We start from the raw sequence: 21,260 nt of genomic DNA, 5'->3' as shown, positions 1-21,260 counted from the left end.
TTTTAAATCTCAAGAGTTTTTTTGATCTGTTCCGCATTCGCTACCAGTCTTTTAGATATAGTAATCAAACGTTCATCTTCTTTATAGAGATGAATGGATGAGAGGGCTTCTTGGAGGTTGTATGCGGCTGTTGAGATTAGTTCGTATACCTCTTCTTGGTCGCCGCCCGCGATGACGAATGCCTTTTCCAAGCTTGGCATTCTTACACTGCGAAGGTAATCCAAACCATCACTAGAGGCCAATACTGTTGCAAAACGGTCAACCTCGCGAGAGTCTTTGACCACTGGTGGGCTCTCTTCATCGCCAAACAGCCATTTTGAGTACTCTATAAGGTGCTCTATCTTGTCATCTGGAACTGGCGGCTTTACGTTTCTTGGTTCAATGCCGAACTTGTCTTGAACGCCAAGGAACCGTTGTACGTTCTTGGAACGAAGTGAGAGGAAAAGGACACTAAATCGGTTCTCGACCTCTTCGATACTGAGGTCTTCAACGGTCTCCATTTGCGTAAGTATGCTGTAGGCGATATAGTTCCGCTCCACTACAGGTGTCTTGCTGCCAATCTTGCGCATTACTTCGCGATAACTTAAACCGCCTTCATCTATTAGCTTGGCGATGAATTGCGCTTTCTCCGGGGGTGCCCACTCTTTGATCCCCGTTACATGTCGGAAACCCAGAAAGGCATCCACTTCCTTGCGGCTGGTGAGTTGGATATAAGGTACTTTCTCGAAAAGATCTCTGGGTTCTACAGTACCTGCAATCAACTCCAGCCACGTTTTAGATCGCTCTTCCCCTTCGTAAGACTTTTTCAGCCTTTTGAGGGCGGCAATGCGCCGGTTGCCTTCAATGACTACTAGCCTGTCTTCCCCATCGATTTCTTCAGTCGCGCAGAGGACGGCTTCGTGCGGCCAGAACCCGCTTTCTAAAAACGAAGTTGCCAACTCTTCCAGCGACCAGTCACGCATTCTGTTATAAACTTCATCCGGGGGAAGCAGCGCCCGGTGCGCCGAGCGGCCCAAGCGGGGATTCAGAGGGTCCAAATAGAATTCTGAAAGCTTTGCGTACTGGATCTGACCTGCCATTTTCTTCTCCATCAGCCAGTTGCGAGAGCGTCTGGCTGGTCTTCTGGTGTGATTGCCGGGTCATCTATGGAGCGCTCTAGAAGGCACTTAGCCACGAGTTCGATGACATCAGCGTTTACGGCATTTCCAAGCGCCTTGAATGCGCGGGTCTTTGACGTGGGGAAATGCTTCAGGTCTCCTAGGCTTTGTAAGCGAGCGCACTCACGCACAGACATATATCGTTTTTGCCAAGGGATGACTGGAACTTGGCTAGTAGTTAGTGCCACAAGAGACGGTGCTGTGGCAGGGTTTTTCACTCTTATCCCTGAGGCTCTAAACTGGATAACTTTATCCCATAATGTTCGTCGGCCTTCTTGCCAATTCCATTCGAATTTTTGAAAGCTTGGAGGAAACGCGCGCACCTTCGGAAGCCACTGCTGCAATTTCTGTCGGTGTTCAGAATAAAACTCTCGGTTTTGCGAAATGAAGCGCACTTTCCAACGCGGAAAGGCTGGGCTCTCGTCCCTCGCGTAAGGCGGCAAAAGTGCGACTTGTTGGCCTTTTGATATTCCTGTCATTGGGGCGCCGAACGCGCCATGAAATTTTGCCAAATACTGCTGCGAATAGGTGGTTGGGTTCTGTGTATCATACGGATAGTCCGCGCCGAACTCCATCGCCCAAATCGGGAAGGATGGCATCTTTGTCTGCGATCCGATCAAGTCTAGAAATTCTTGCCACACATTGAGATACGTTACGTAGTTTTCCGGCAGAACGTCCAATTGATTTGGCGTATCGTCCAAGACGGAAGAAATGTGCAAATTGGAAGTGGTGGATGCAAACTCTGGCCACTCGAATCCATTAAGACTTGGTCGGCAAGCAACTATGATTGCACGGGTTCGTATCTGGGGCACGCCGATTTGGTGAGGAGAGATTTCCTTGGCTTTGACAGCATAACCACGGACGCGGAGGCTGTCACGGATGCGCTGCCAAGTTTCTCCTTGGGCATGCCGCAAAATGTTTGGCACATTTTCGAGTAGGAGAAACCTGGGATTTCGTCGATCAACAATCTTCAAAATATACTCGAATAGGTCTCCAGAGTCAGGGCAGGAGAAACCGGTTTGGCTTCCTGCTTTCGAAAACGGCTGGCAGGGAAAACCAGCGCATAGAATGTCATGCTCGGGCACGTCTTTCCAACTGAAGCGTATATCTGAGGCAGGTCTCATACCGAAGTTTTCGAAATATAGGTCTTGTAAGTCAGTATCGATTTCCGCAGCAAAGACGCAGTCATGGCCCAGACGAGACATCGCGACATGAAATCCGCCGAGACCTGCAAACAAATCTATAAATTTCAATCGATTACTACTCATTCTTCAAGCGCACTCCCTCGCCGTCTCCGTTGTTTTCAAGGAAGGTTACTCCAAGCACCTCGAAGGCGTCCTTTACGTCGCGGAGGGTTCTTTCGTAAGGCGTGCGCTTGCCAAGTTCGAAATCAGCAAGGGTCGCAACGGATATGTTGGCTTTAGCTGCGAACTCTGGGCGGCTCAATCCAACTGCCGCTCTAGCCATTCTGCACTGGCAGGGACTCAGCACCACGCTCTCCAATGTTGGTTTTAGCGACAGACATCAGTTGAATACCAGAACCTTGAGCGAACGGGAATGCTTTTCTTGATGAACAATCGTTTAAAATGAGCAGTCTCCTCGCGAGACGCTCAAACCCGCAGAGGCATTCTAGCCCCTGGGCACTCTAATATGCAGAGCGCGGATCGATTGCTTACGCTGTATCGGCCTATCGTTGGGCGAATAACACAGCAATTGGAATCGAAGTCGGTGGCCACACCCATCCTATACCTTTATGCCTGCCTCCATCCGCAGGATCACTGCATCGCTCGCCTGTTGATCGTCGGCCAAGTAGTGCTTCTCAAGCACCGAGCGTACCTCGGAGATGGTATGGCCAGAGATGCTGGCGATTTGCTCTACGGTAGAGCCCTCGCGGCGGCGGGCGGTGATGAAGGTGCCGCGCAGGTCGTGGAAGGTGACGCCCTCGATGCCGAGGCGGGCCATTTCCTTTCGCCATGAGGTTTGGAAGCCGTCTTGTGTCCAGGGGCGGCCGCGACTGTTTGCCAGGATGCTGGCCGAGCGGACCTTCCGGTCTTCGGCGACCTGTTTGAGTTGGTCGATCAGGGCTTTCAGGTCCTTGTGGAGTCTGACCTTGACGCGTTTGCCGGTTTTTCCCTGTCGCAGCGATAGGTGGGTGCCGTCGTATTGGGGCCATTTCAGCGCGAGTATGTCGCCCTGGCGTTGGCCGGTGTAGACGGCGACCTCCATCGCGGCGACGATGTGCGGCTTGCCTTCTCTGCGAACCTTGTCGATCATGGCGTCGGTCCAGACGAATTCCCGTCTTGAGCCGCGATAGAGTCGGTCTATGCCAGCGCAAGTGTCAATGCCGCGTGAAATTTCCCCAGAAGTGCCGAAGTAAAATTCCCCAGTTATGCCGCTGTCGACGACATGGCTTGAGGATTTTTCGGGGGTCGGCCTCGCGGCTTTTGAGGTGGTGTGAATGCGGGCGGCGCGATCAGCGCTTTCGAGCGGACATGTTCCGGCATGAGTTCAGCGTGCTGCCGCAGCCGGTAGCTGGAGCCTTCGATCTGTATGACGACGGCATGATGGAGCAATCTGTCGAGCAGTGCCGTTGCGACGACGGGATCGCCGAAGACATCGCCCCATTCTGCAAAGCCGCGGTTTGACGTCAGGATCATGGCGCCGCGTTCATAGCGGGCGTTGACAAGCTGGAAGAACAGATTGCCGCCGCCCTGGACGACCGGCAGATAGCCGATCTCGTCGACGATGAGCAGGCTCGGCCTGCAGAAGAAGCGAATGCGCTCCTGCAGCCTGCCTTCCCGTTCAGATTTGGCAAGCGAAGCGATCAGGTCTGCGAGTGTGGTAAAGTAAACGCTCTTTCCGGCCTTCACGGCTTCGACGCCGAGCGCTGTGGCGAGATGGCTCTTGCCCGTTCCCGGAGGGCCGAGGAAATGCACCGCTTCGTGACGGTCGACGAAGCCGAGCTGGGCCAGGGTCAGAATGCGATCGCGGTCGAGTGAAGGCTGGAATGTGAAATCGAAGCCGGCGAGCGTCTTGATGGTTGCAAGTCTGCCCATGCGCAGAGCCGTCTTGATGCGGCTGTTCTCGCGCAGCGTCAGTTCCTCCGACAAGAGGATATCGATGGCCTCAAGTGCCGACAGCTCGCCGTGTTCGAGGCGACGCACGACATGGTCGAGCGCTTCCAGTGCGCGCGGCATCTTCAGTCCGACGAGATCATGACGGATACGGTCGATCATCGACGGAACAGGATCGAGGGTCGCGCTCATGGCCGGTTCTCCTGTGCCAGCACCTTGCCAACGGCATCATAGAAGGCGAGCGACCGCTGGAGCACGATGTCGCCGGCGGGTTTGACAATATGGGATTCCTGCCGTGCCCCCGGCCGGAGTTGCGGGTGAATGGATCGCCGATGATCCGGATGAACCCGGCGCTGCTTACGGCCCTCCAAGACGGGATGAGCTGCGATCAGGGTGCCGTTCTCGAAGATCCGGACCTCGTCGGCGAACGAATGGACCTCAACCGTCCGACTGCGCGTGGCATCAGGGACGCTATAGGCATTGCCACCAACGCTGACCATGCCTTCCCGCGACACGCGGCGCTCAAGCTTGAGAACGGATTTGAACGGTGCCAGCGGTAACGGCCGCAGGTGCGGCCGCTCTTCGGCAAAGGCTTCGTTGACGACGCGAAGGGTCGTGGCATGCTTTCTCGGATTGGCAACAGTGTCCAGCCAGTGCCGCAACTGGGCATTCAGGTCATCGAGATTGCGAAACGAGCGGGCCAGGAAGAAGTCCTCTCGGATATAACGGAACGGCCGCTCGACCTTGCCCTTCGTCTTGGCACGATAAGGTTTGCATGCCTTGGGATGGAAACCGTAGTGGCGTGCCAGATCGATGAGCGCACGATTGTAGATGATGCCCTCCGTCTGCCCTTCGCCGATAACGGCAGTCTTCATCCGATCATAAAGCACCTCCCTTGGAGCGCCGCCAAGGGCTTCGAACGCAGCGATATGGCAGCGCAGGACGGTCGGCAGGTTCTGATGCATGACGAAGCGCGCCCAGATGAGGCGGCTATGCCCCAGCACCATCGAGAACAGCCACACAATCCTCGGCGTCATTGGTTCGTCGGTGAATATGACATGAAATTGGGCGAAATCGACCTGGGCCTGCTCGCCGGGCGGCGTCTCAAAGCGCACTTCGAAACCCTGGCTGGCCGGAGGCCGCGCATCGCGAAGAAAATCCGTCACGGCGGTGTAGCCGCCCTTATAGCCTCGCTCGCGCAGTTCTCGAAATAACCGGCTCCCGGTCAGGCCGGGGTAGGCCTTCACGCGCTCCCGCAGATAAGAAGCAAACGGATCGATCACCGTTGCCCGAGGCTTTCTGGGGCCATAGGCTGGAGCCTCAAGGCCGCGCTCTATGTATTTGCGCACCGTCTTGCGGTCGATGCCCGTTTCTCTGGAAATGGCCGACACCGTCAGCCCCTGTTGATGCAGATCCAGTATCATAATTGTCTCCCTCAGCTTGATCACCAAAATCCCCCTTCCGACCATCGGAAGAAGTATCGGCGATGACGCGCCGCCGGTCTTCCGGGGCTCGCCCCGGAAGACCGGCGGCAGCAGCGCATGGGGAAGATTCAAACGGCACTATTGGGGAGTATTGCTCCGGCGATGACAGCAAGGGTTCTTTTCGATGTACTCGTGCTTGATCGCATAGGAAAAAACCTTGGAGAGTGCGAACAGAAGCTTGTCCGCCTTCCGAGGGTTTTTCGCAAATGATCGGTGCCAGTCCCTGATATCGCGCTTCATGCCGCGCTGCTGGGTGAGGCGCGCGGGCAGGCGGGGCCAGCGCTGTCGAATGAGTCGGAACGCATACAGGTAATCGCGCTGGGTTGACGCGGATAGCGCAAGAAAGTCGGGATTCGGCTTCTTTTCCGAGCCGGTGAACAGGTCGATCAGGCCTTCGAGTGTCAGGACGCCATCAGTCGATGCGGTCAGCATATGCTGCCGATACTGGGCGATGAAGGCGTCCTTTTCCGTTTTCGGATCCCCGTGGATGCGCGGGCCGCCGCGCCATGCGTAGTAGTAGTAAACGATCTTTCCGCTGGCCAGTTTCTTCCTGACCTTGTGCACGCCCTTAAGCTCTGTCACGACGTGCATCCTTCTCCCTCCATGCGAAATAGTCATCCAGACTATTCAGATTTTCCGGCTGAGACCGATCGACCAGATCGTCTTCCGAATTATTCCCGTTATCGCCGTTGATGACAACCGTGCCATCGGGGCGAACACTGACAGTGCGGACATCAATGCCGGCGGCTTTGACGGCCATGATGGCGCGCTTAACGGCGTCCAGTGTGAATGGAATGGTTCTGCGTCCCATGGCTACCTTTTCCTCCATACGTCAAAGTCTTTGACCATCTCACGCCAGCGCGCGGCGGCTTCGTTGCTTGTGTTCAGCTCGGTTCGGCTTGAAATGGCGAGGACCGATCGCACGCGCGCGGCGACGCGATCGTCTGTCAGCGGGCGGGCGAGGGCGTGCCGGGCTTCCATGAACGCCTTGAAGGCGGGTTCGCTGCATTTCATGGCGCATTCGGCGGCATAGTTTTTTGCCGGCCTGCCGCCTCTTGCCTCCAGCTCCATCTGCAAGCGTTCGATTTCGGTCCGACGCCTTCGGTCGAGCTTGGCAGCTGCGTCAATCATGCGGATCAGGTCGGCCGGTATCTCGACATGCTTGAGCAATAGTTCGCGGTTTGAGACTGGGCACGCTTGCGGGATCGTCCCGATGATTTCGCGTTCGGCTGGTTCCATGCTGTCTGACGCCAGGTGGAGACCTTCGACATCAGAAGTTACATGGGCGATCGGGGCTGCGCTCGCGACCAGTTCGCGAATGCGGCTGAGGCGATCTTTGGCAGAAGCTGGTCTCATCGGTTTCTGGGCCTCTCGTTGGAGAGGCTTGCTTCTGTTCGCTTGAGGGAGCGACGCATCGCGATACCTCCAATCAAAGAGTAGGCTGTGATCGCAATGCAGGTCCCGCAAAAGAACCCGATAATGTGGTCGATGGTCATATGCTCTTTTGGTACGCTGCTATGAAAGATTTGCTTTCATATCAGCGTTTGAAAATGAAAGCAATGCTGTCACGTTGCGCCTGTTTGAAGGGAAGTCTCCAGCGGGTTTGCTGGTACGGGCTGAGAAGCCGACAACAGGAGAGCGTGACGCATCATTTGGCTTCAGCTTTGAGCATAGCCAACTAGGCTGAAATGCTGCGTAAAGGTTTTTGCGTCACTTCAGATTCAGAAGACTAGTTGGCCACATGGTAGATGCTACAGTTTTGATGAATATCAATTTTCATAGATATATCATATAGTTCAAGTTAATGTAGCTCTATTTATGATGTGGATAATTTGCGAAAATAACAGTATGAAAAAAACTTAGAGAAATTAGAAAAATAATGCATAATTCAATTGGCTTGCAATTATAGGATTGAAAACACGAGAAAGGAAAATTCTATGAAGGTCGACTATTTAATGACTGGCGTCATTGAAGGAGCATACCTAGAAGTTTCGGGGCTTGGCGATATCGATCAATCAACGGGAAGCCTAACATTTGATCTCAATGTTAAATGTGCACCGAAAGGATGGGATCCTGGAATCATAATAATGATTTGTTGTGACAACTTAAGGCTGCTGTCGGCTCAAATAGATAAAAGTGATAAACTGAGTATATCACGAAAATCTCTTTCAGATATCCAATTTGGAAGTAAGGTAAATAGCCTTAGGCAGGGAACGATATTAAATTCTGATGGTGATTATGTCGTTTCGATAAAGGCAAAGGGATTTCTTAAAATCATAGACGGCACGGCTACTTCAAGGACAGTTGTTGTAGATGGATTTTCTAGATTAGACGAGTATGGCGGTATCGCGGATATAAAAACACCATACTATGAGAAAGTGATAATTACGGGGCCAGCTAGCGCAAGCGGGATCAGCACATACTCAATAATCACAGGCAATGGAGAAACACTAACGGGGCACACGCACTACCCTTATATTTTTAATGATGGCTCAGCTCCCGACACAGACTTCATCCTAGAAGTCTCCACAGCAAACGTGAACTCGATTGATTTTCATGCATCGGGTGAAAATCCGAAGATTTCATGCTTCACCAGAAAGCTCTAGGTTGCGTGGACAGTTATCTGATCCATAGGACTATAGCGGCGATTGTTACGACGGCGCGATAGTTTCGGGCTGTTTTTTCGTATCGGGTCGCCACTCTGCGGAACTGCTTGAGTTTTGAGAAACAGCACTCGATCAAGTACCGTAGACCATAGAGGTCTTTGTCCAGCGGGTATTTGCACGCGCGGGATGGGTTGCTTGGGATGACTGCCACAGCGCCTTTGTCAGCGATAGCCTCACGCAGATAATCGCTGTCATAGGCAGTGTCGGCCATGACGACATCGGCGGGCAATCCTTCGATCAGTGCCTCGGCTTGCGGTGCATCGCCCTTCTGGCCTGCGGTGAGTTCAAAGCGGACCGGGCATCCGAGGCCACGCACAGCCATGTGGATCTTGGTGCTCAGGCCGCCGCGAGAGCGACCAAGGGCTTGATCTTCAGCCCCTTTTTTGCCCCCGCAGCATGCTGATGGGCGCGGATGATGGTGGAATCGACGATGAGGTATTCGAAATCAGGATCGTCCGACATGGCTGCAAACATGCGCCACCAGACACCCTTCTGGCTCCACCGGCTGAAGCGGCGGAAGACACTGTTCCATTCGCCGAACACCTCGGGCAGGTCGCGCCACGGCGAGCCGGTACGCACGATCCAAAGCACGGCCTCCACGAACATCCGATTGTCGCGGCCCGACGAGCCACGCGTTCGATCATCGCCAATAATATGCGCCGATATCCGAGCCCACTGATCATCCCGAAGGATCAACCGATCCAAAACACCCATGACTGCCTCCAAAAGACAGTCTTGAATCTGATTTGCTCAAACTTGGAAACACCAAGAGTCCACACGGCCTAGACCGCACGTAGCTTGTGATGAGCAAATTTGAGTCTATAGCGAACGGGAAGAAAGCGAAAAAGACAGCGAGGTAGCCCAATACAGCAACCTGCACCGCAAGCGATTGTTCGAGTACCTTCAATGAGATTGTGCCTTTTTTGCAATTTCGAGTAAGCCCGCCTTTCAACGAAACCAGACTCGCAGCTTGATCGACACTATTGCTTCCGGGCACAGTCTTCCCTGCAGCTAGGAAGTTGGCCGACTGAAGGGCGCGGAATGCTTCATTTTAAATCGCCCACTCGCCGCATCACTATCGCGATACCATGCAAATCTGTTCACCGGCGAGCGATAACGCCGCAAATGCGACCAAGTATCTGCAGGCGATTCAATTCAACCGTGAAATCCTGAAGGTTCTCGTTGTCGGAGATAATGATTACCTCTGTCGGCGAGCTAAACGGTACGCGCTGCAGTCTCTTGATCTGCGGCTCCGATTCTCCGTCAGATATGGCGTAGACAGTGTCGGAAGTCATGGTGTCTTGCGAGAGGTCCACGAGAACACGATCCCCGGGCTGGTAGGTTGGTGACATTGAGTCACCTACAACTTCCATGACGATCGTCTTTGCGGGTGAGGCCTTGGCTTCATTTCTCAGGTATTCGATCGGTAGTATCCATTCAGCTTTCACTGCGTGACCGGAAATAGCGTTTTTTCCGACCGGAAGGTTTATCACTTCACCGACTTGCCCTTGACCGGCTCCCAGTTTGCCATCGATCTCGGGGATGGCGCCCTCTTGCGACCCTTGCCAGTGCTCACGGGTATAACCTGCTTCGAAAGGATCATCGTCTGGGCTGTCCGGATCGAATGAAGCAATCGCCAATCCCTTCGGCTGGCCCCGATTATATGCGAGCCAATCCAGGTTCACTTGAGCCACTTTGCATATCCGGCTGAGATTCTCGATGCCGACTTCTTTTCCGGTTTCCCAATTGCCAACAGCCCCGCGCGTGACTGGTGTCCCGTACTGGCTCAAGAGCTTTGCGAACTGTTCCTGAGAACCGATCTTCAGGATCTCAGATCGGACGTGCCGAATGCGCTCGCCGCGAGCTTTGTCGATTTTCCGTTTGGTCATCATGGGAGAATTATGACCGATGAAAGCTTATCTTTCATCGAAAGATATGCTTGCATGTAAATGCAAGAAATGCTTACAAGTGCCGTATGGAGCATTTTTGTAAACTCGCGAAGCAGAAGGCAGGCGGGCCGGTAGCCTTGGCAAAGGCGATAGGCGGCGTTTCGCCTCAGGCGGTTTCTCAGTGGAAACGCGTGCCTGTTGGCCGTGTTCTCGAACTCGAACGCATCGTCGGAATATCGCGCCACCATTTGCGGCCGGATATCTTCGGCGCTCCTCCTATGGAGGAGGACGAATGCTAACACCCCGCAAACAGCTATCAATTCAGGCGAAGCACTCGGGTTCTCTCTTACTCGTTTCACCGTTGGCTATTTCCGATCTGGTCTCTGTTCTCGACTTCTCTGGCATAGCACCGCGATCGGTCGTCCGCCGTGAATGCTTCCCCCGAAATCATTCTCACAAAGAGGTGCTGTGATGGAGCGTTTGCTCACGCAGAGGGCTGTCGATGGCCTGCGCGAGGCTTCCCGCCGTTCGGTCGTGCAGGGCGGCGGGCCGGAGAAATTTCAATATTCCACGCGGGTGAAACAGAGCCTGATTTCCAAGTGCTGGAGCCATGACCCCAGCCGAAAAGGCCAGACCGTGATGGCGATCGACGTTGCTGTCGAGGCCGATATGGAGGCCGGTGCGCCGGTCATCGTCAGCGAGATGGCGCGGCTCTTGGGATATCGGCTTGTGCGCGATGACGGGGTCGATAGCGCCGGCGGCGGGCTGGACATTGCCGATATCGGGGCATTTCAGGAAGCTTTCCACGCGCTGTCGCAATCCATGATCCAGGCCGTTGCCGACGGCAAGGTCGATCCGCGCGAAGCGGCCGAAATCCTCGAAAAATACGCGAACTTCATGCGGGTTGCTCACGCCGTGGAGAGCAAGACGCATGGATGCGAAGGCGAGGTTTGAGATGACCATCGATATGCAAAGCCCGCGAGACACCAGCCGCTGCCGGATCATTTCAGTGTGCGGCTTTTCCTTTTGCAACCGCTGCGGCGGCAATGACTACGACGACAGGCCGTTTGCCTGCGTCGACCTGACAACGACGGAAGGTTCTGAAGCGATGGCGACACGAAAGACGAAAACGGCAATGACGGCGGCCAAGCGGGCGGAACCGCCGCCTCAGATGCAACGCGAGGACAGGCGCATCGTCGCCGACAAGATTGCCGATGTCTACGATGACGAGGGCTATATCGCACCGTGGACGGATGATCTGGTGGCGCAGGATCTCGGCGTGCCGCGCGCATGGGTCGCGGAGGTGCGCGATTTCATGTTCGGGCCTGCCAACGAAAACCCGAAGCTCGCCGAATACCGGCGCGTCCACTCGGAATGGAAGGCCGACTACGAGAAATTCCGCTCCGAGCTGGCGGCTCACAAAGCGGAGGGCAAGCGCCTCCACAATACCGCGCTGGATCTGCAGCGCCGTGCCGAGGAAATCGGCGTTCAGCAGAACCGGATCGTTCGGGAGTGCAGGCTGTGAGCGCGGTGAAGATTACCCGAATTCTTTGCCCGCATTGTGCGGGGCAGGGCTATCTGGCCGGTGACCGCCGCCGCTGCCCGGTGTGCTGCGGCAATGAGCGAATCTCGGCCGGCGATGCCCGTGCCTATGCCATCGCGCAACGACGCATGTCTGACGCCAATGGCGCCGGAGAGTTATCGTGGCCACAGAAGCGGAAATGCGCGGCGATTGCCGAGGGCATTTATGAGCTGCTGCAGGAGCTGCCGCCCTGGCGGGCGCGTCGGAGGGCAACGGGATGACCGAGCTGCGAGTGCTTGTCGGCTGCGAGACTTCCGGCGTGGTCCGTCGCGCCTTTGCCGCATGCGGCCACGATGTCTGGTCGTGCGACATTCTGCCGGCCGAAGACGGAAGCAATCGGCACATCGTCTGCGATATCCGCGACATTCTCGATGATGGCTGGGATCTGCTGGCCGTGATGCATCCGCCGTGCACGCGGCTTTGCAACAGCGGGGTGCGCTGGCTTTCCGGCCCGCCGAAAAATGCGCCGAACGAGGCGACCCTTGCGGAAAAGCAGGCGTGGCCAGTTCTTTCCGTGGCTGAGCGCCGGGCCATTATGTGGCGGTTGCTGGATGAAGGCGCGGCGCTGTTCTCCGCCTGCTGGAATGCGCCGGTCGATCGGGTGGCGATTGAGAACCCGGTGATGCACCGCCATGCCAAAGAGCGGATCGTCAACTACCAGAAGCCGGCCCAGACCGTGCAACCATGGTGGTTTGGCAACCGTGCGTTCAAGGCGACCTCGTTTTACCTGCGCGGGCTGCCGCCCCTGACCGAAACAGATCGGCTGGATCCGCCGAAACCGGGCACGGACGAACACAAGAAATGGTCGATCGTGCATCGGGCCTCGCCGAGGCCTGACCGCTGGCGGCTGAGATCACGAACATATCCGGGCATTGCCGGCGCAATGGCCGACCAATGGGGCGGAGCGGCCTTGTCGGCTGCCGCTGCCCTGAATGATGTACTGGAGGTGGCGTCATGAGCGAGATGCCGTATGTCCGCTTTTACATGTCTGACTGGCTTTCCGCCACGCGCGGGATGAAGGCGGCTGAAATGGGTGTGTATTTCACGCTGCTGGCGCTGATGTATGAGCGTGGCGAACCCCTGACGGAGAACCACGAACGGCTTGCCCGGCAGTGCGGCTGCACGAAGAAGGTGTTTTCGCAGTATCTCGAGGTGTTTCTGGAAGACGGGAAAATCGTCCATGACAGGGGTGGTCTCTGGAACCGCCGCGTCGAAAAAGAATTTCAATTTCGCGGAAAAAGTTCGGAAGACAAAAAACAGGCTGCGAAAAAACGCTGGAAAAAAGATAACGAAAACAATGGCCCGAGCATGCAGATGCATAGCACCTGCAATGCAGCTGCAATGCATAAGCCAGAAGCCAGAGTTAAGAAAGAAAGTGTTCCTAAAGGAACACCAAAGAAATCGCCCAAATCGGTTCTCTGCGATGTGTTGTCGCCGGAGGTTGCCGACGCCGTCATCGAACATCGCAAAGCACTGCGGAGAAACCTGACCGTCCGGGCTGCAGAACTGCTCGCGAAGCGGTTTGCGCTGATGCCGGATCCGGATGCTGCGGCGGAAACCATGATCGGCCGAGGCTGGCAGGGATTCGAGCCGGGCTGGATGGCGGAGCGGCAGCAGAGCGCCCGGGCATCGCCGGCCAAGCCATCACGTGGCGACGAAATCAGGGATCACAATCAGCGCGCTCGGGACGGTTTGCGCAAACGGATGGGACAGGACGATGGCAGCGAAGATCGTAAAATTATCGACATCACCCAGCGAGATTGGAAGGTTGCGCAAGGCTCTTGAGCCGGCCAACGAAAGGCAGTCCGATATCATGCTCGACGCCCTGATGGACCGTGGATTTGCGATCCCCGACAGCGTCAATGCCGAGAAGGCCGGGCAGTTCTACGCCGAGGTGATGCGGGGCAAGCCCATCGGGGCGCTTCGCCGGGTTTTCGAGAACCTGAGGTTGGGCCGATACCCGAAATTCCAGTCGTTCCTGCCCAAGCCCGCCGAGCTTTCGGCATTGGTGGACGATGCCGCGCGGCATGACCGCGATCTACTGCGTATCGAGCACGACAAGGCGGAAGCGGCCCGGGAACGGCAGGCGGAGAGGGCGCACCGAAACATCGACCCGGCAGAACGCGAACGCCGTCGCCGCAAGGTCGCTGCCGTGAATGCGATGCTCGGCAAGGCGCTTGGGGCACACAGCGGAGGCGGCGATGACTGAGGCCGAAACCCGCAAGGCCGTGCGCCGCGCCTTCCTGAAATTCTATCGGCAATGGCCGGCCTTCGGTGAAGACAGCGATGAACGGGCGTTTGCCGAATGGCAAGCGCTGACGCCGGAAGAACGTGGCGCGGCTGCCACGATGCTGCCGGCGTTTCTGGCGTTCGAGGCCATGAACGGCCGGACAGTTCGGTTTGCCGCAAGCACCTACCTGCGCGAACAGCGCTGGACGGGCCTGCCGGAGGGGCTGGAAGGCGCAGGAGGATCTGTGATCGCGGCGACCTTCGGCAAGGCCTGGATGGCGGAGCGCTTTGCAAGGCTCGGTGCACCCTGCGAGCGGATGCCGCCATTGACGCGGTTTCAGGAGCTGGAGATCGCCGAGGGCCGGGCTGACCGTAAGGCGCTTTGGCGCGAACGGATGAGCAAGATGGGCTGGCCTGCCGTCAACGCGATGAACGAGCAGGCGTTGCGCAGCCCCGGCAAGGGCATGCGGGTTTCCGGTGAGATTGCACTGCTGGCGACGGACTTCGAGGCGGTTCGCGTCGGCGGCGGTAACTGGACCGAATGGCAGGCTGAGCACGAGCGGCGCGGCTGGCCGTGGTTGCCGGAGACAGGGTGGCAGGAGTGGGTTTACTTCCCGCGGCTCGACGGTGGAACGCCCGCAGACGTGCTCTCGGTTTTCTTCGAAAAGCTTGATGGTTTGAGGCAGAGAGAGGCAGCGGAATGAGGTTCGACGAGCACATCGGCGGTGGCGAAACTGTGATTTTCCGGGAGAAATTCGAGGACCGGATGCGGCGCATCCGCATGGCGGGGCGGGCAGTGCTTGGGCAGGCGCTGCCGGACGATGCGCCGTGGTACGTGCTTTGCGTGCAGACCGGGCGGGAGCAGGAAACGGGCGAGGCCGTTCGGGACTGCGGTGCGGAGGTGCTCGTGCCGATGCGCAAAGGCAAGCAGAGGAAGCGCCGCGGGCGCATTCTGCCGGCCGTCGACGAGGTGCTGATGGTCGGATACGTGCTGGTGCGGACTGCCGGGACCGCGGAAGCGATGAGCGGGTTGATGAGCTTTGAGCGTGTGGTCGGGGTGCTTGGTGGCTGGGAGCGTCCCTTCCCAGTTTCGGCGGGTCGCGTGCAGGACCTGATCGGCAAGGCATCCGGCGGGCGGTATGACTGGGATCGGGAGTGCAGCATCACCGTGAGGGCGGGCGAACTGGTGAGGATTTCTGAGGGGCTTTTTGGCGGCAACGATGCCGTGGTGATAACGCCGAACGGGCAGGGGAAGGGCGATGTCGTGGTCGAGGTCGAGATGTTCGGCCAGAAGACGCCGGTGATTTTACCCCTTGCAATGCTCGAAAAACTGTGAATCTATGGCGCCCGGTTGATCCGGTTCTCAGTGGAGCCTGCTCTCACGCCCGGACCCCGCCCTTACGATAGCCGATCGGCAATGCGACTAAGGGCTGAAGCGTGAGCTATGTCTTTCCCCTCCAAGTGATAGTATTCTGTTGGTGCCGATGGGCGGGTGCGCGCTCGTTTGAGGCAGTCAAAGGCGGACCGTGAGAGCGGTCCGCCTTTCGCGTTTCAGGGCAGAGAGGTTTTTCTGCCCATGATCTCAGCCCATATCGACATCGACCTGTCCCGCTTCGAGGCAAAGCTGACCTCGGTGCAGCGCCGTGACCTGCCGAAGGCTGAGGTGCTGGCACTGAACTGGCTGGCCTATGACGGCATGCGGGCGGTGCGGGCGAAGATGAAGGTCGTGTTCGACCGGCCGACGCAGCGGGCCATTCGCGGCATCGTCTACGACAAGGCGAGCGAGGCCAGCCGGGTTTCCGCCGTCGTTGTCGGCGGATCGGGGCGCAAGGGCGGACTGCCGGCTGCGGCCTATCTCGGCCCGGAAATCCATGGCGGCATGCGGAGGCACAAGTCGTTCGAAGAACAGCTGATCGGCCGGGGGCTGATGGCCCGCAATCAGGTGGCGGTGCCTGCTGACCGGACACCGCTCGACCGTTACGGCAACATGACACAAGGTTTTTTGAACCGCGTGATGCGGGATCTCAGGATCGACTATCGCACCGCCGGTGCCTCGCGGGTTTCGACCGGATCGAAGCGCACCAAACGCAAGGTCAAACCCAACCAGTTCTTCGTGCCGCAGGGTAGGGCCGATCTGTTTCCCGGTGTCTGGTTCTCCGGACGCGGCGAGCGAGAATTCTATCCCGTCATCCTGTTCGTGAAGGCGACGTCCTATTCGGAACGGCTGAAGCTCAACGAGATCGTTTCCGATCTGGTTCGGCAGAAGAAGGACCGGACGTTTGCCCGGGCCTTCAAGACGGTCTTCCCTCAGCGTTGATCGCGCGTCTCAAAATTCTGCGGGTCCTTACCTGGGCCCGTGGCCATGCGGGTATTTGGCACCGCGCGGGTTGGCCAGTCTGAGCCCGAAACAGAAGCCTAAAGTCCAAGCCTAAATTAAAGTTGGGTGAGTTTAGCCACCATGGAAACCATGCAGGACAGCATGAGCAAGGCCGAGTTCGCATCGCTGATCTCGGTCTCGGCGGGCCGCGTCTCGCAATATCTGAGCGCGGGCCAGATCCATGGCCGGGCGATTGAGGGCGAGGGCCGGTTTGCCCGCATCCGCCCCGATGTCGCGATCGCTCAGCTCGGCCTCACCATCGATCCTTGTCAAGGCTTCGGCGCCAACGGGAAAGCCTCCACAGCATCATGCAAGAGACAGGCTGATTTCCCCCGTGCCGGACGGCGGGCGGGCGCAGCGGCGGAGTTGCCGTTGCGCCCGCTGCCCGTCGAAGACGAGGAAGAGGATCTCGCCGAGCAGCTCGCCCGGGAGCGGCTCCAGCAACAGAAATACAAGACCGCTCAGATGGAACGGCAGGAAAAGGCAGAGGAGGGAATCTATACCCGAACCGAGGATGTCCGCCGTGAGATCGGGCGGACGTCATCCGAGGCGTTCAAGGTGATGGAGCAGGGGATACCCGATCTCGCCGGCGCGCTTGCCGAGGACTTCAATCTGCCACAGCGGGATATCCAGAAGACGCTGACCCGCAAGTGGCGCGACATCCGGCAAAAGGCTGCCGAGGCCTTTCGCGTGCGCCGGGACGAAGAGCCCGAACTGACTGAGGAAGAGGCCGACGACGCATGAGCATGCTGTTCAATCCGGCGCGGCTGATGTTCGAAGCGCTGGCGAATGCTTGCGAGCCACCGCCTCCCGTCGACTATCTGGGCTGGGCGAAGAAGAACATCGTGTTCTCCGAACGGATCTCGGCGTTTCCGGGACCTTACCGCGAAGACATGTTCCCGTTCTTCTCCGAGATCCTGAGGGCACTTTCGCCGGATGATCCGTGCTCGATCGTCTCGCTTGCCAAATCCGCCCAGGTGGGCGGCACGGTGCTGGCGAACATCTTCCTGCTCGGCACGCTCGACCTCGACCCCTGCGATTTCCTGTACGTCCATCCGACCGAGGAAAACGCCTCGCGCTGGTCGAAGACCAAACTGATGCCGCTCTTGCGGGAAACCGTGTCTGTCCGGGCGCTGTTTCCCGAAGCAGGCCGCGATGGCGGCAATTCGATCCTCTACAAGGAACGCACCGACGGACGCGGCGCGGTCCAGGCGGCGGGCGCCAACTCGGCTGCGGGCCTCTCGATGATCTCGCCGCGCGCACAGGTGCAGGATGACCTTGCAAAGTGGGTCTATAACGAGGCGGGCGATCCGGAGAGCCAGGCCGACAGCCGCTCGAAGGCATTCTTCAACCGGAAGGTCTTCAAGATCTCGACGCCGCTGATTGCGCCGGGGTGTCGGATCACTGCCAACTATCTGGCCGGCACACAGGAACGCTACCATGTGCCGTGTCCGCATTGTCACGAGCTGCAGCCGCTCGAATGGGAAAACATGCGCGATCACCTCGATCCGCAGCGTCCCGAACTGGCGCACTTCGTCTGTGTCCATTGCGGATGCGAGATCCGGGAACACCATCGTCAATGGATGGTGGATCCCGCAAACGGCGCAAAGTGGGTGGCCAAATATCCGGAGCGGGCACGCTATCACCGCTCGTTCCATATCTGGGTGCCGTATTCCCCGCTCGAAAGCTGGGAGGCGATTGCCCGGGCCTGGCTGAAGGTGCAGGCCGGTGGCGCCGACGATAAGGAAAAGGGCGCCGGCGCCGAACAGGTGTTCTTCAACGATATGCTCGGCCTTGCGTTTGAGGCCGACAACAAGGCGATCGCCTGGGAGGACCTGCGCGACCGCGCCGAGGAGACCGGATTCCGCCGCGGCATCGTGCCGGCTGGCATGCTGGCGCTGACGATCGGTATTGACGTCCAGGGCGACCGCGTCGAATGGCTGCTCAGAGGCTGGGGTCGCAACAAGACAAGTGCTGTCATCGACTACGGTGTGATCGACTGCCGGGCTGGCAGCCACCTGCCGGGCTATCGCGAGCACTCAGGCCATATCTCGGAATACCAGGTCATGGAGGCGCTTGACCGGCTGATTGCCAAGCGCTGGCCGGATGAGAATGGGCGCATGCGTGATGTCGACCGTGTCGCGATCGACGGCAATGCCTATACGGAGGATGTCTGGTTCTGGGCCCGGCGTCATCCGCGCTCGAAAGTGATCATGGTCCGTGGTGACAACCGCGATGCCGCGCCGCTCCTCAGTCAGGTCCGCGAATACGACAAGCGCGGCAAGCCGAAGAAGCAGAAATGGTCGACGCGGTTCTATAACTTCAACGCCTCGGTGATGAAGATGGGAATCTACCGTGACTTCCGAAAAGATGATCCGGAGCAACCGGGCTTCATCAGCTTTGCGATCGGCCTCGGCGATACCTTCTATCAGCAGGCAACGGCCGAGGTGCGGATCAAGGAAAAGGACCGCAACGGCTATCCCCGCTGGGTGTGGAAGCTGCCTGAGGGGCAGCGCAACGAAGTGCTCGACATGCTCAACCAGTCACGGGCGGCCGCGATCCGGCTGAACGTTCCCTACTGGTCGGATGACGAATGGGATGCCCGTGCGGAAGAACTCGCCCGGCAGGAACCGGAAGCACAAGGCGATCTTGAGGATCTGATTGGCACTCTGGCCGTTGCGGTGAAGGCCGTCAGCGAAGCCAAACCCGCCGCGCCTGACAACAGGATCTCCGACCGTGTCGCGGCAGCGATGCGTCGGGCCGAGCGGGCCGCGCAACGCGCCCGGCCGAGCTAACACAGGACAGACATCATGGTTTCGACAGACGAACGGCTGACGCTGGAAACCCGGCTCGGCGAGGCGAAGCTTGCGCTTCACAGGCTGGAGATCGGCCAGAATGCGGTGACGCTGTCCTATGACGGCGAGAGCGTCACTTACAGCGGCGCTGATCGGGCCTCGCTTCGGTCCTATATTCGCGACCTCGAAACGAAACTCGGGCTCAGACGCTCGTCGCGGCCGCGTGGGCGGGGAGTGAGCTTCGGATGACAGTCGAACTTCTCGGACCAGACAGCCGGCCGCTTTCCGCTGATGTGCGCAATGCGGCCCGCCTGCAGGCTGCCCGCAACCGGCAAATGGCCGCGACCGTGTCGGGCGAGGCCGTGACGCGGGCAGCCTATCAGGGTGCATCCTATAATCATCCGAGCTTTGCCGGCTGGCATGCCGGCAACTATTCCGGTCAGTCGGCCCTGAGCGTCTCTCGCTCGACGCTGGTTGATCGCCTCAACGATGTCGCCCGCAATGACGGCTGGGGTGCGGCCGGGACGTCGCGGCTTGTCGACAACATCATCGGCGCCGGATGGAAGCTTGCCGCCCGGCCGAACCACACGACGCTCAACCTGACCTTCGACCAGGCCGAAGAGATCGCCACCAGAATTGAGGGTTTGTGGCGGGACTATACGCAGGATGTCGATATGTGGTGCGACGCAGAGCGCACCAAGAACATGGCCGGGATCCTCGGCCTTGCCGCGCGCAACCGCTTCGGGCCTGAAGGCGAGGCCTTCGGTGTCATCGTCTGGCAGGAGGATGCGCCGCTGTTTTCGACCGCGGTGCATATGATCGACCCGGCGCGGTGTTCGAACCCGAAGGGCACGCTCGACAGCGAATTTCTGCGCGATGGTGTGGCGATCGACGATTACGGTGCTCCCGTTGGCTATCACTTTCGCAAGAGCCATCCCGGCGATGTCTATGCCGGAAACACGAAACTCTGGTCATGGGAATATGTGAGGCGGTCGACCGAATGGGGCCGGCCGATCGTTGTTCATGCCTTCGATCCGAAACGACCGGGCATGACGCGGGGGGCTTCCGACTGGGCGCCGGTCATGCGCTCCATCAAGCAATCCACGGATTACGAGGACTTCGAAAGCCAGGCGGCGATGCTCAATGCGATCATGGCCGCCTTTATCGAAACCCCGTTCGATCCGGAAGAGATGATGGCAGCGCTCGACGCCGATGGCGGCGAGGGGGCGCTGGGCAGGATCTACGGCGAGATGTCGGAAGCCCAGAAGGCCTATTATGGGGCCGCTCCGATCAACCTTCCCGGTGTTCGGATCAATACGCTGCTGCCCGGCGAAAAGGCGGAACTGACCAAGCCCGAGCACCCGAACGCCAATTTCGAGGTGTTCGTCAACGCGGCACTGAGAAAGATCGCGTCTGCCGTGGGGCTCACCTATGAGCAGCTCACCATGGACTGGAGCCAGGTGAACTACTCCTCGGCGCGGGCAGCTCTTCTGGAAATCTGGCGTGGCTTCACTGCCAAGAAGAGCAGCTTTGCCTCCCAGTTCATGGCGCCAATCTATCGGGCCTGGCTGGAAGAGATTTTTGACAGCGGCCTGATCGACCTGCCGGCAGGCGCCATCACGTTCGAAGAAAACCCGGCGGCATGGTGTCATGCCGACTGGATCGGCCCGGGCCGCGGCTGGATTGATCCTCTCCGGGAAGCGCAGGCAGCCGGCGAACGGCTCGACCGTAAGCTCACGACGCTGCAGCAGGAATCGGCGGAGCAGGGCAGAGACTGGAAGATGGATGCCGATCAGCTCGCACGCGAGGCCCGCTACTACCGCAGTCTCGGCCTGAAGCACCCGGCGGAGGCCGAAAGCGACACGACCGGCCACAATAGTGGCCCGTCGCTCGATGAGGGCGATCAGGATACCGAGATCGAGGACAGCGTGAACGGTCGGAAGAGCGCCCGTTCTGCCCGTCGTCATCCGCTGGGCATTCCCGCAATCGGCAGGAAAGGCTGAGAGC

General features: G+C 58.3%; 26 protein-coding genes. 15 read left to right on the top strand and 11 right to left on the bottom strand.

Annotation, left to right across the window (positions count from 1 at the left end; genetic code table 11):
• Positions 1–2: 2 nt before the first annotated feature.
• The 9 genes from TM49_RS17505 to TM49_RS17465 all read right to left on the bottom strand — a co-directional run bounded on the left by TM49_RS17505 (position 3) and on the right by TM49_RS17465 (position 6,954).
• On the bottom strand, positions 3–1,079 hold the full coding sequence (locus TM49_RS17505) for a hypothetical protein (RefSeq protein WP_144409603.1): 1,077 nt from the start codon (positions 1,077–1,079) through the stop codon (positions 3–5).
• Between the two features lie 11 nt (positions 1,080–1,090).
• Positions 1,091–2,425 (bottom strand): DNA cytosine methyltransferase, encoded by a 1,335-nt coding sequence (locus tag TM49_RS23155; RefSeq protein WP_082074795.1) that lies wholly within the window; start codon positions 2,423–2,425, stop codon positions 1,091–1,093.
• A complete protein-coding gene (locus tag TM49_RS24080; protein ID WP_425283257.1) occupies positions 2,418–2,624 on the bottom strand; it encodes a helix-turn-helix domain-containing protein in 207 nt (68 codons plus the stop codon). Before TM49_RS24080 ends, TM49_RS23155 begins: the two co-directional genes overlap by 8 nt.
• 276 nt (positions 2,625–2,900) lie before the next feature.
• On the bottom strand, positions 2,901–3,431 hold the full coding sequence (locus tag TM49_RS17490) for a tyrosine-type recombinase/integrase (protein WP_052699920.1): 531 nt from the start codon (positions 3,429–3,431) through the stop codon (positions 2,901–2,903).
• A 113-nt stretch (positions 3,432–3,544) separates the two neighbouring features.
• On the bottom strand, positions 3,545–4,423 hold the full coding sequence (gene istB / locus TM49_RS17485) for an IS21-like element ISRel3 family helper ATPase IstB (RefSeq protein ID WP_045680329.1): 879 nt from the start codon (positions 4,421–4,423) through the stop codon (positions 3,545–3,547).
• Complete coding sequence (istA, locus tag TM49_RS17480) at positions 4,420–5,679, bottom strand: IS21 family transposase (RefSeq protein ID WP_045684868.1); 1,260 nt, start codon at positions 5,677–5,679, stop codon at positions 4,420–4,422. Before istA ends, istB begins: the two co-directional genes overlap by 4 nt.
• Positions 5,680–5,793: 114 nt before the next feature.
• Positions 5,794–6,297 carry a hypothetical protein gene (locus tag TM49_RS23810; RefSeq protein ID WP_201777011.1) on the bottom strand — a complete coding sequence of 168 codons (504 nt, stop codon included), beginning with the start codon at positions 6,295–6,297 and terminating at the stop codon, positions 5,794–5,796.
• Positions 6,284–6,526, bottom strand: a complete 243-nt coding sequence (locus tag TM49_RS17470) for a hypothetical protein (RefSeq protein ID WP_052699918.1) — start codon at positions 6,524–6,526, stop codon at positions 6,284–6,286. The genes TM49_RS23810 and TM49_RS17470 overlap by 14 nt, the downstream gene beginning before the upstream one ends.
• A 2-nt stretch (positions 6,527–6,528) precedes the next feature.
• A complete protein-coding gene (locus TM49_RS17465; protein WP_052699917.1) occupies positions 6,529–6,954 on the bottom strand; it encodes a hypothetical protein in 426 nt (141 codons plus the stop codon).
• A 698-nt stretch (positions 6,955–7,652) separates the two neighbouring features.
• Between TM49_RS17465 and TM49_RS23510 the strand changes: the two genes are divergently transcribed.
• Positions 7,653–8,321, top strand: coding sequence for a hypothetical protein (locus TM49_RS23510; protein WP_144409602.1), 669 nt, complete (start codon positions 7,653–7,655; stop codon positions 8,319–8,321).
• Positions 8,322–8,334: 13 nt separating this feature from the next.
• Here the strand turns inward: TM49_RS23510 and TM49_RS23150 are convergent.
• Together TM49_RS23150 and TM49_RS17450 are read right to left on the bottom strand one after the other, a co-directional pair.
• A protein-coding gene (locus tag TM49_RS23150; RefSeq protein WP_144409601.1) for an IS5 family transposase occupies positions 8,335–9,095 on the bottom strand; the annotation gives its coding sequence in 2 pieces (ribosomal slippage) (positions 8,335–8,768 and positions 8,768–9,095; 762 coding nt in all).
• Positions 9,096–9,481: 386 nt separating this feature from the next.
• On the bottom strand, positions 9,482–10,273 hold the full coding sequence (locus TM49_RS17450) for an XRE family transcriptional regulator (RefSeq protein WP_082074794.1): 792 nt from the start codon (positions 10,271–10,273) through the stop codon (positions 9,482–9,484).
• 83 nt (positions 10,274–10,356) lie between these two features.
• On the opposite strand from TM49_RS17450, the gene TM49_RS23145 reads away from it, so the two are divergent.
• From TM49_RS23145 to TM49_RS17385, 14 genes are all read left to right on the top strand, one after another.
• A complete protein-coding gene (locus tag TM49_RS23145) occupies positions 10,357–10,569 on the top strand; it encodes a transcriptional regulator (protein ID WP_045683141.1) in 213 nt (70 codons plus the stop codon).
• A gap of 172 nt (positions 10,570–10,741) precedes the next feature.
• Positions 10,742–11,224, top strand: a complete 483-nt coding sequence (locus TM49_RS17440) for a hypothetical protein (protein ID WP_045683140.1) — start codon at positions 10,742–10,744, stop codon at positions 11,222–11,224.
• Between the two features lies 1 nt (position 11,225).
• On the top strand, positions 11,226–11,795 hold the full coding sequence (locus TM49_RS22730) for a hypothetical protein (RefSeq protein ID WP_144409600.1): 570 nt from the start codon (positions 11,226–11,228) through the stop codon (positions 11,793–11,795).
• Positions 11,792–12,073: a hypothetical protein gene (locus TM49_RS23505; protein WP_144409599.1), complete on the top strand. Its 282-nt coding sequence runs from the start codon at positions 11,792–11,794 to the stop codon at positions 12,071–12,073. Before TM49_RS22730 ends, TM49_RS23505 begins: the two co-directional genes overlap by 4 nt.
• The gene (locus TM49_RS17430) at positions 12,070–12,810 is read left to right on the top strand and encodes a hypothetical protein (protein ID WP_045683138.1); all 741 of its coding nucleotides are present in this window, start codon (positions 12,070–12,072) and stop codon (positions 12,808–12,810) included. Before TM49_RS23505 ends, TM49_RS17430 begins: the two co-directional genes overlap by 4 nt.
• Positions 12,807–13,637 carry a YdaU family protein gene (locus TM49_RS22725; RefSeq protein WP_052699913.1) on the top strand — a complete coding sequence of 277 codons (831 nt, stop codon included), beginning with the start codon at positions 12,807–12,809 and terminating at the stop codon, positions 13,635–13,637. Before TM49_RS17430 ends, TM49_RS22725 begins: the two co-directional genes overlap by 4 nt.
• On the top strand, positions 13,621–14,061 hold the full coding sequence (locus TM49_RS17420) for a hypothetical protein (protein ID WP_045683136.1): 441 nt from the start codon (positions 13,621–13,623) through the stop codon (positions 14,059–14,061). Before TM49_RS22725 ends, TM49_RS17420 begins: the two co-directional genes overlap by 17 nt.
• Positions 14,054–14,785 carry a hypothetical protein gene (locus TM49_RS17415; protein WP_045683135.1) on the top strand — a complete coding sequence of 244 codons (732 nt, stop codon included), beginning with the start codon at positions 14,054–14,056 and terminating at the stop codon, positions 14,783–14,785. Before TM49_RS17420 ends, TM49_RS17415 begins: the two co-directional genes overlap by 8 nt.
• The gene (gene nusG, locus TM49_RS17410) at positions 14,782–15,417 is read left to right on the top strand and encodes a transcription termination/antitermination protein NusG (protein ID WP_045683134.1); all 636 of its coding nucleotides are present in this window, start codon (positions 14,782–14,784) and stop codon (positions 15,415–15,417) included. Before TM49_RS17415 ends, nusG begins: the two co-directional genes overlap by 4 nt.
• A gap of 240 nt (positions 15,418–15,657) precedes the next feature.
• The gene (locus TM49_RS17405; protein ID WP_052699912.1) at positions 15,658–16,398 is read left to right on the top strand and encodes a hypothetical protein; all 741 of its coding nucleotides are present in this window, start codon (positions 15,658–15,660) and stop codon (positions 16,396–16,398) included.
• Between the two features lie 141 nt (positions 16,399–16,539).
• Entirely contained in the window at positions 16,540–17,202 is a 663-nt protein-coding gene (locus TM49_RS17400) for a hypothetical protein (RefSeq protein ID WP_045683133.1), read from the top strand.
• Complete coding sequence (locus tag TM49_RS17395; RefSeq protein WP_045683132.1) at positions 17,199–19,253, top strand: phage terminase large subunit family protein; 2,055 nt, start codon at positions 17,199–17,201, stop codon at positions 19,251–19,253. The genes TM49_RS17400 and TM49_RS17395 overlap by 4 nt, the downstream gene beginning before the upstream one ends.
• Before the next feature lie 15 nt (positions 19,254–19,268).
• The gene (gene gpW / locus TM49_RS17390; RefSeq protein WP_144409596.1) at positions 19,269–19,502 is read left to right on the top strand and encodes a gpW family head-tail joining protein; all 234 of its coding nucleotides are present in this window, start codon (positions 19,269–19,271) and stop codon (positions 19,500–19,502) included.
• The gene (locus TM49_RS17385) at positions 19,499–21,256 is read left to right on the top strand and encodes a phage portal protein (RefSeq protein WP_045683130.1); all 1,758 of its coding nucleotides are present in this window, start codon (positions 19,499–19,501) and stop codon (positions 21,254–21,256) included. Before gpW ends, TM49_RS17385 begins: the two co-directional genes overlap by 4 nt.
• Positions 21,257–21,260 lie beyond the last annotated feature (4 nt).

This window comes from Martelella endophytica (assembly GCF_000960975.1).
Taxonomy (GTDB): Bacteria; Pseudomonadota; Alphaproteobacteria; order Rhizobiales; family Rhizobiaceae; genus Martelella; species Martelella endophytica.
This window is presented reverse-complemented; position numbering and strand designations above follow the sequence as displayed.

What these genes read in the sequence shown, in the direction of transcription:
- TM49_RS17505 (WP_144409603.1), bottom strand. Translation starts at nt 1,079, where the DNA reads ATGGCAGGTCAGATCCAGTACGCAAAGCTTTCAGAATTCTATTTGGAC.
- TM49_RS23155 (WP_082074795.1), bottom strand. Translation starts at nt 2,425, where the DNA reads ATGAGTAGTAATCGATTGAAATTTATAGATTTGTTTGCAGGTCTCGGC.
- TM49_RS24080 (WP_425283257.1), bottom strand. Translation starts at nt 2,624, where the DNA reads ATGGCTAGAGCGGCAGTTGGATTGAGCCGCCCAGAGTTCGCAGCTAAA.
- TM49_RS17490 (WP_052699920.1), bottom strand. Translation starts at nt 3,431, where the DNA reads ATGATCGACAAGGTTCGCAGAGAAGGCAAGCCGCACATCGTCGCCGCG.
- istB (WP_045680329.1), bottom strand. Translation starts at nt 4,423, where the DNA reads ATGAGCGCGACCCTCGATCCTGTTCCGTCGATGATCGACCGTATCCGT.
- TM49_RS17470 (WP_052699918.1), bottom strand. Translation starts at nt 6,526, where the DNA reads ATGGGACGCAGAACCATTCCATTCACACTGGACGCCGTTAAGCGCGCC.
- TM49_RS17465 (WP_052699917.1), bottom strand. Translation starts at nt 6,954, where the DNA reads ATGGAACCAGCCGAACGCGAAATCATCGGGACGATCCCGCAAGCGTGC.
- TM49_RS23510 (WP_144409602.1), top strand. Translation starts at nt 7,653, where the DNA reads ATGAAGGTCGACTATTTAATGACTGGCGTCATTGAAGGAGCATACCTA.
- TM49_RS17450 (WP_082074794.1), bottom strand. Translation starts at nt 10,273, where the DNA reads ATGATGACCAAACGGAAAATCGACAAAGCTCGCGGCGAGCGCATTCGG.
- TM49_RS23145 (WP_045683141.1), top strand. Translation starts at nt 10,357, where the DNA reads ATGGAGCATTTTTGTAAACTCGCGAAGCAGAAGGCAGGCGGGCCGGTA.
- TM49_RS17440 (WP_045683140.1), top strand. Translation starts at nt 10,742, where the DNA reads ATGGAGCGTTTGCTCACGCAGAGGGCTGTCGATGGCCTGCGCGAGGCT.
- TM49_RS22730 (WP_144409600.1), top strand. Translation starts at nt 11,226, where the DNA reads ATGACCATCGATATGCAAAGCCCGCGAGACACCAGCCGCTGCCGGATC.
- TM49_RS17430 (WP_045683138.1), top strand. Translation starts at nt 12,070, where the DNA reads ATGACCGAGCTGCGAGTGCTTGTCGGCTGCGAGACTTCCGGCGTGGTC.
- TM49_RS22725 (WP_052699913.1), top strand. Translation starts at nt 12,807, where the DNA reads ATGAGCGAGATGCCGTATGTCCGCTTTTACATGTCTGACTGGCTTTCC.
- TM49_RS17415 (WP_045683135.1), top strand. Translation starts at nt 14,054, where the DNA reads ATGACTGAGGCCGAAACCCGCAAGGCCGTGCGCCGCGCCTTCCTGAAA.
- nusG (WP_045683134.1), top strand. Translation starts at nt 14,782, where the DNA reads ATGAGGTTCGACGAGCACATCGGCGGTGGCGAAACTGTGATTTTCCGG.
- TM49_RS17405 (WP_052699912.1), top strand. Translation starts at nt 15,658, where the DNA reads ATGATCTCAGCCCATATCGACATCGACCTGTCCCGCTTCGAGGCAAAG.
- TM49_RS17400 (WP_045683133.1), top strand. Translation starts at nt 16,540, where the DNA reads ATGGAAACCATGCAGGACAGCATGAGCAAGGCCGAGTTCGCATCGCTG.
- TM49_RS17395 (WP_045683132.1), top strand. Translation starts at nt 17,199, where the DNA reads ATGAGCATGCTGTTCAATCCGGCGCGGCTGATGTTCGAAGCGCTGGCG.
- gpW (WP_144409596.1), top strand. Translation starts at nt 19,269, where the DNA reads ATGGTTTCGACAGACGAACGGCTGACGCTGGAAACCCGGCTCGGCGAG.
- TM49_RS17385 (WP_045683130.1), top strand. Translation starts at nt 19,499, where the DNA reads ATGACAGTCGAACTTCTCGGACCAGACAGCCGGCCGCTTTCCGCTGAT.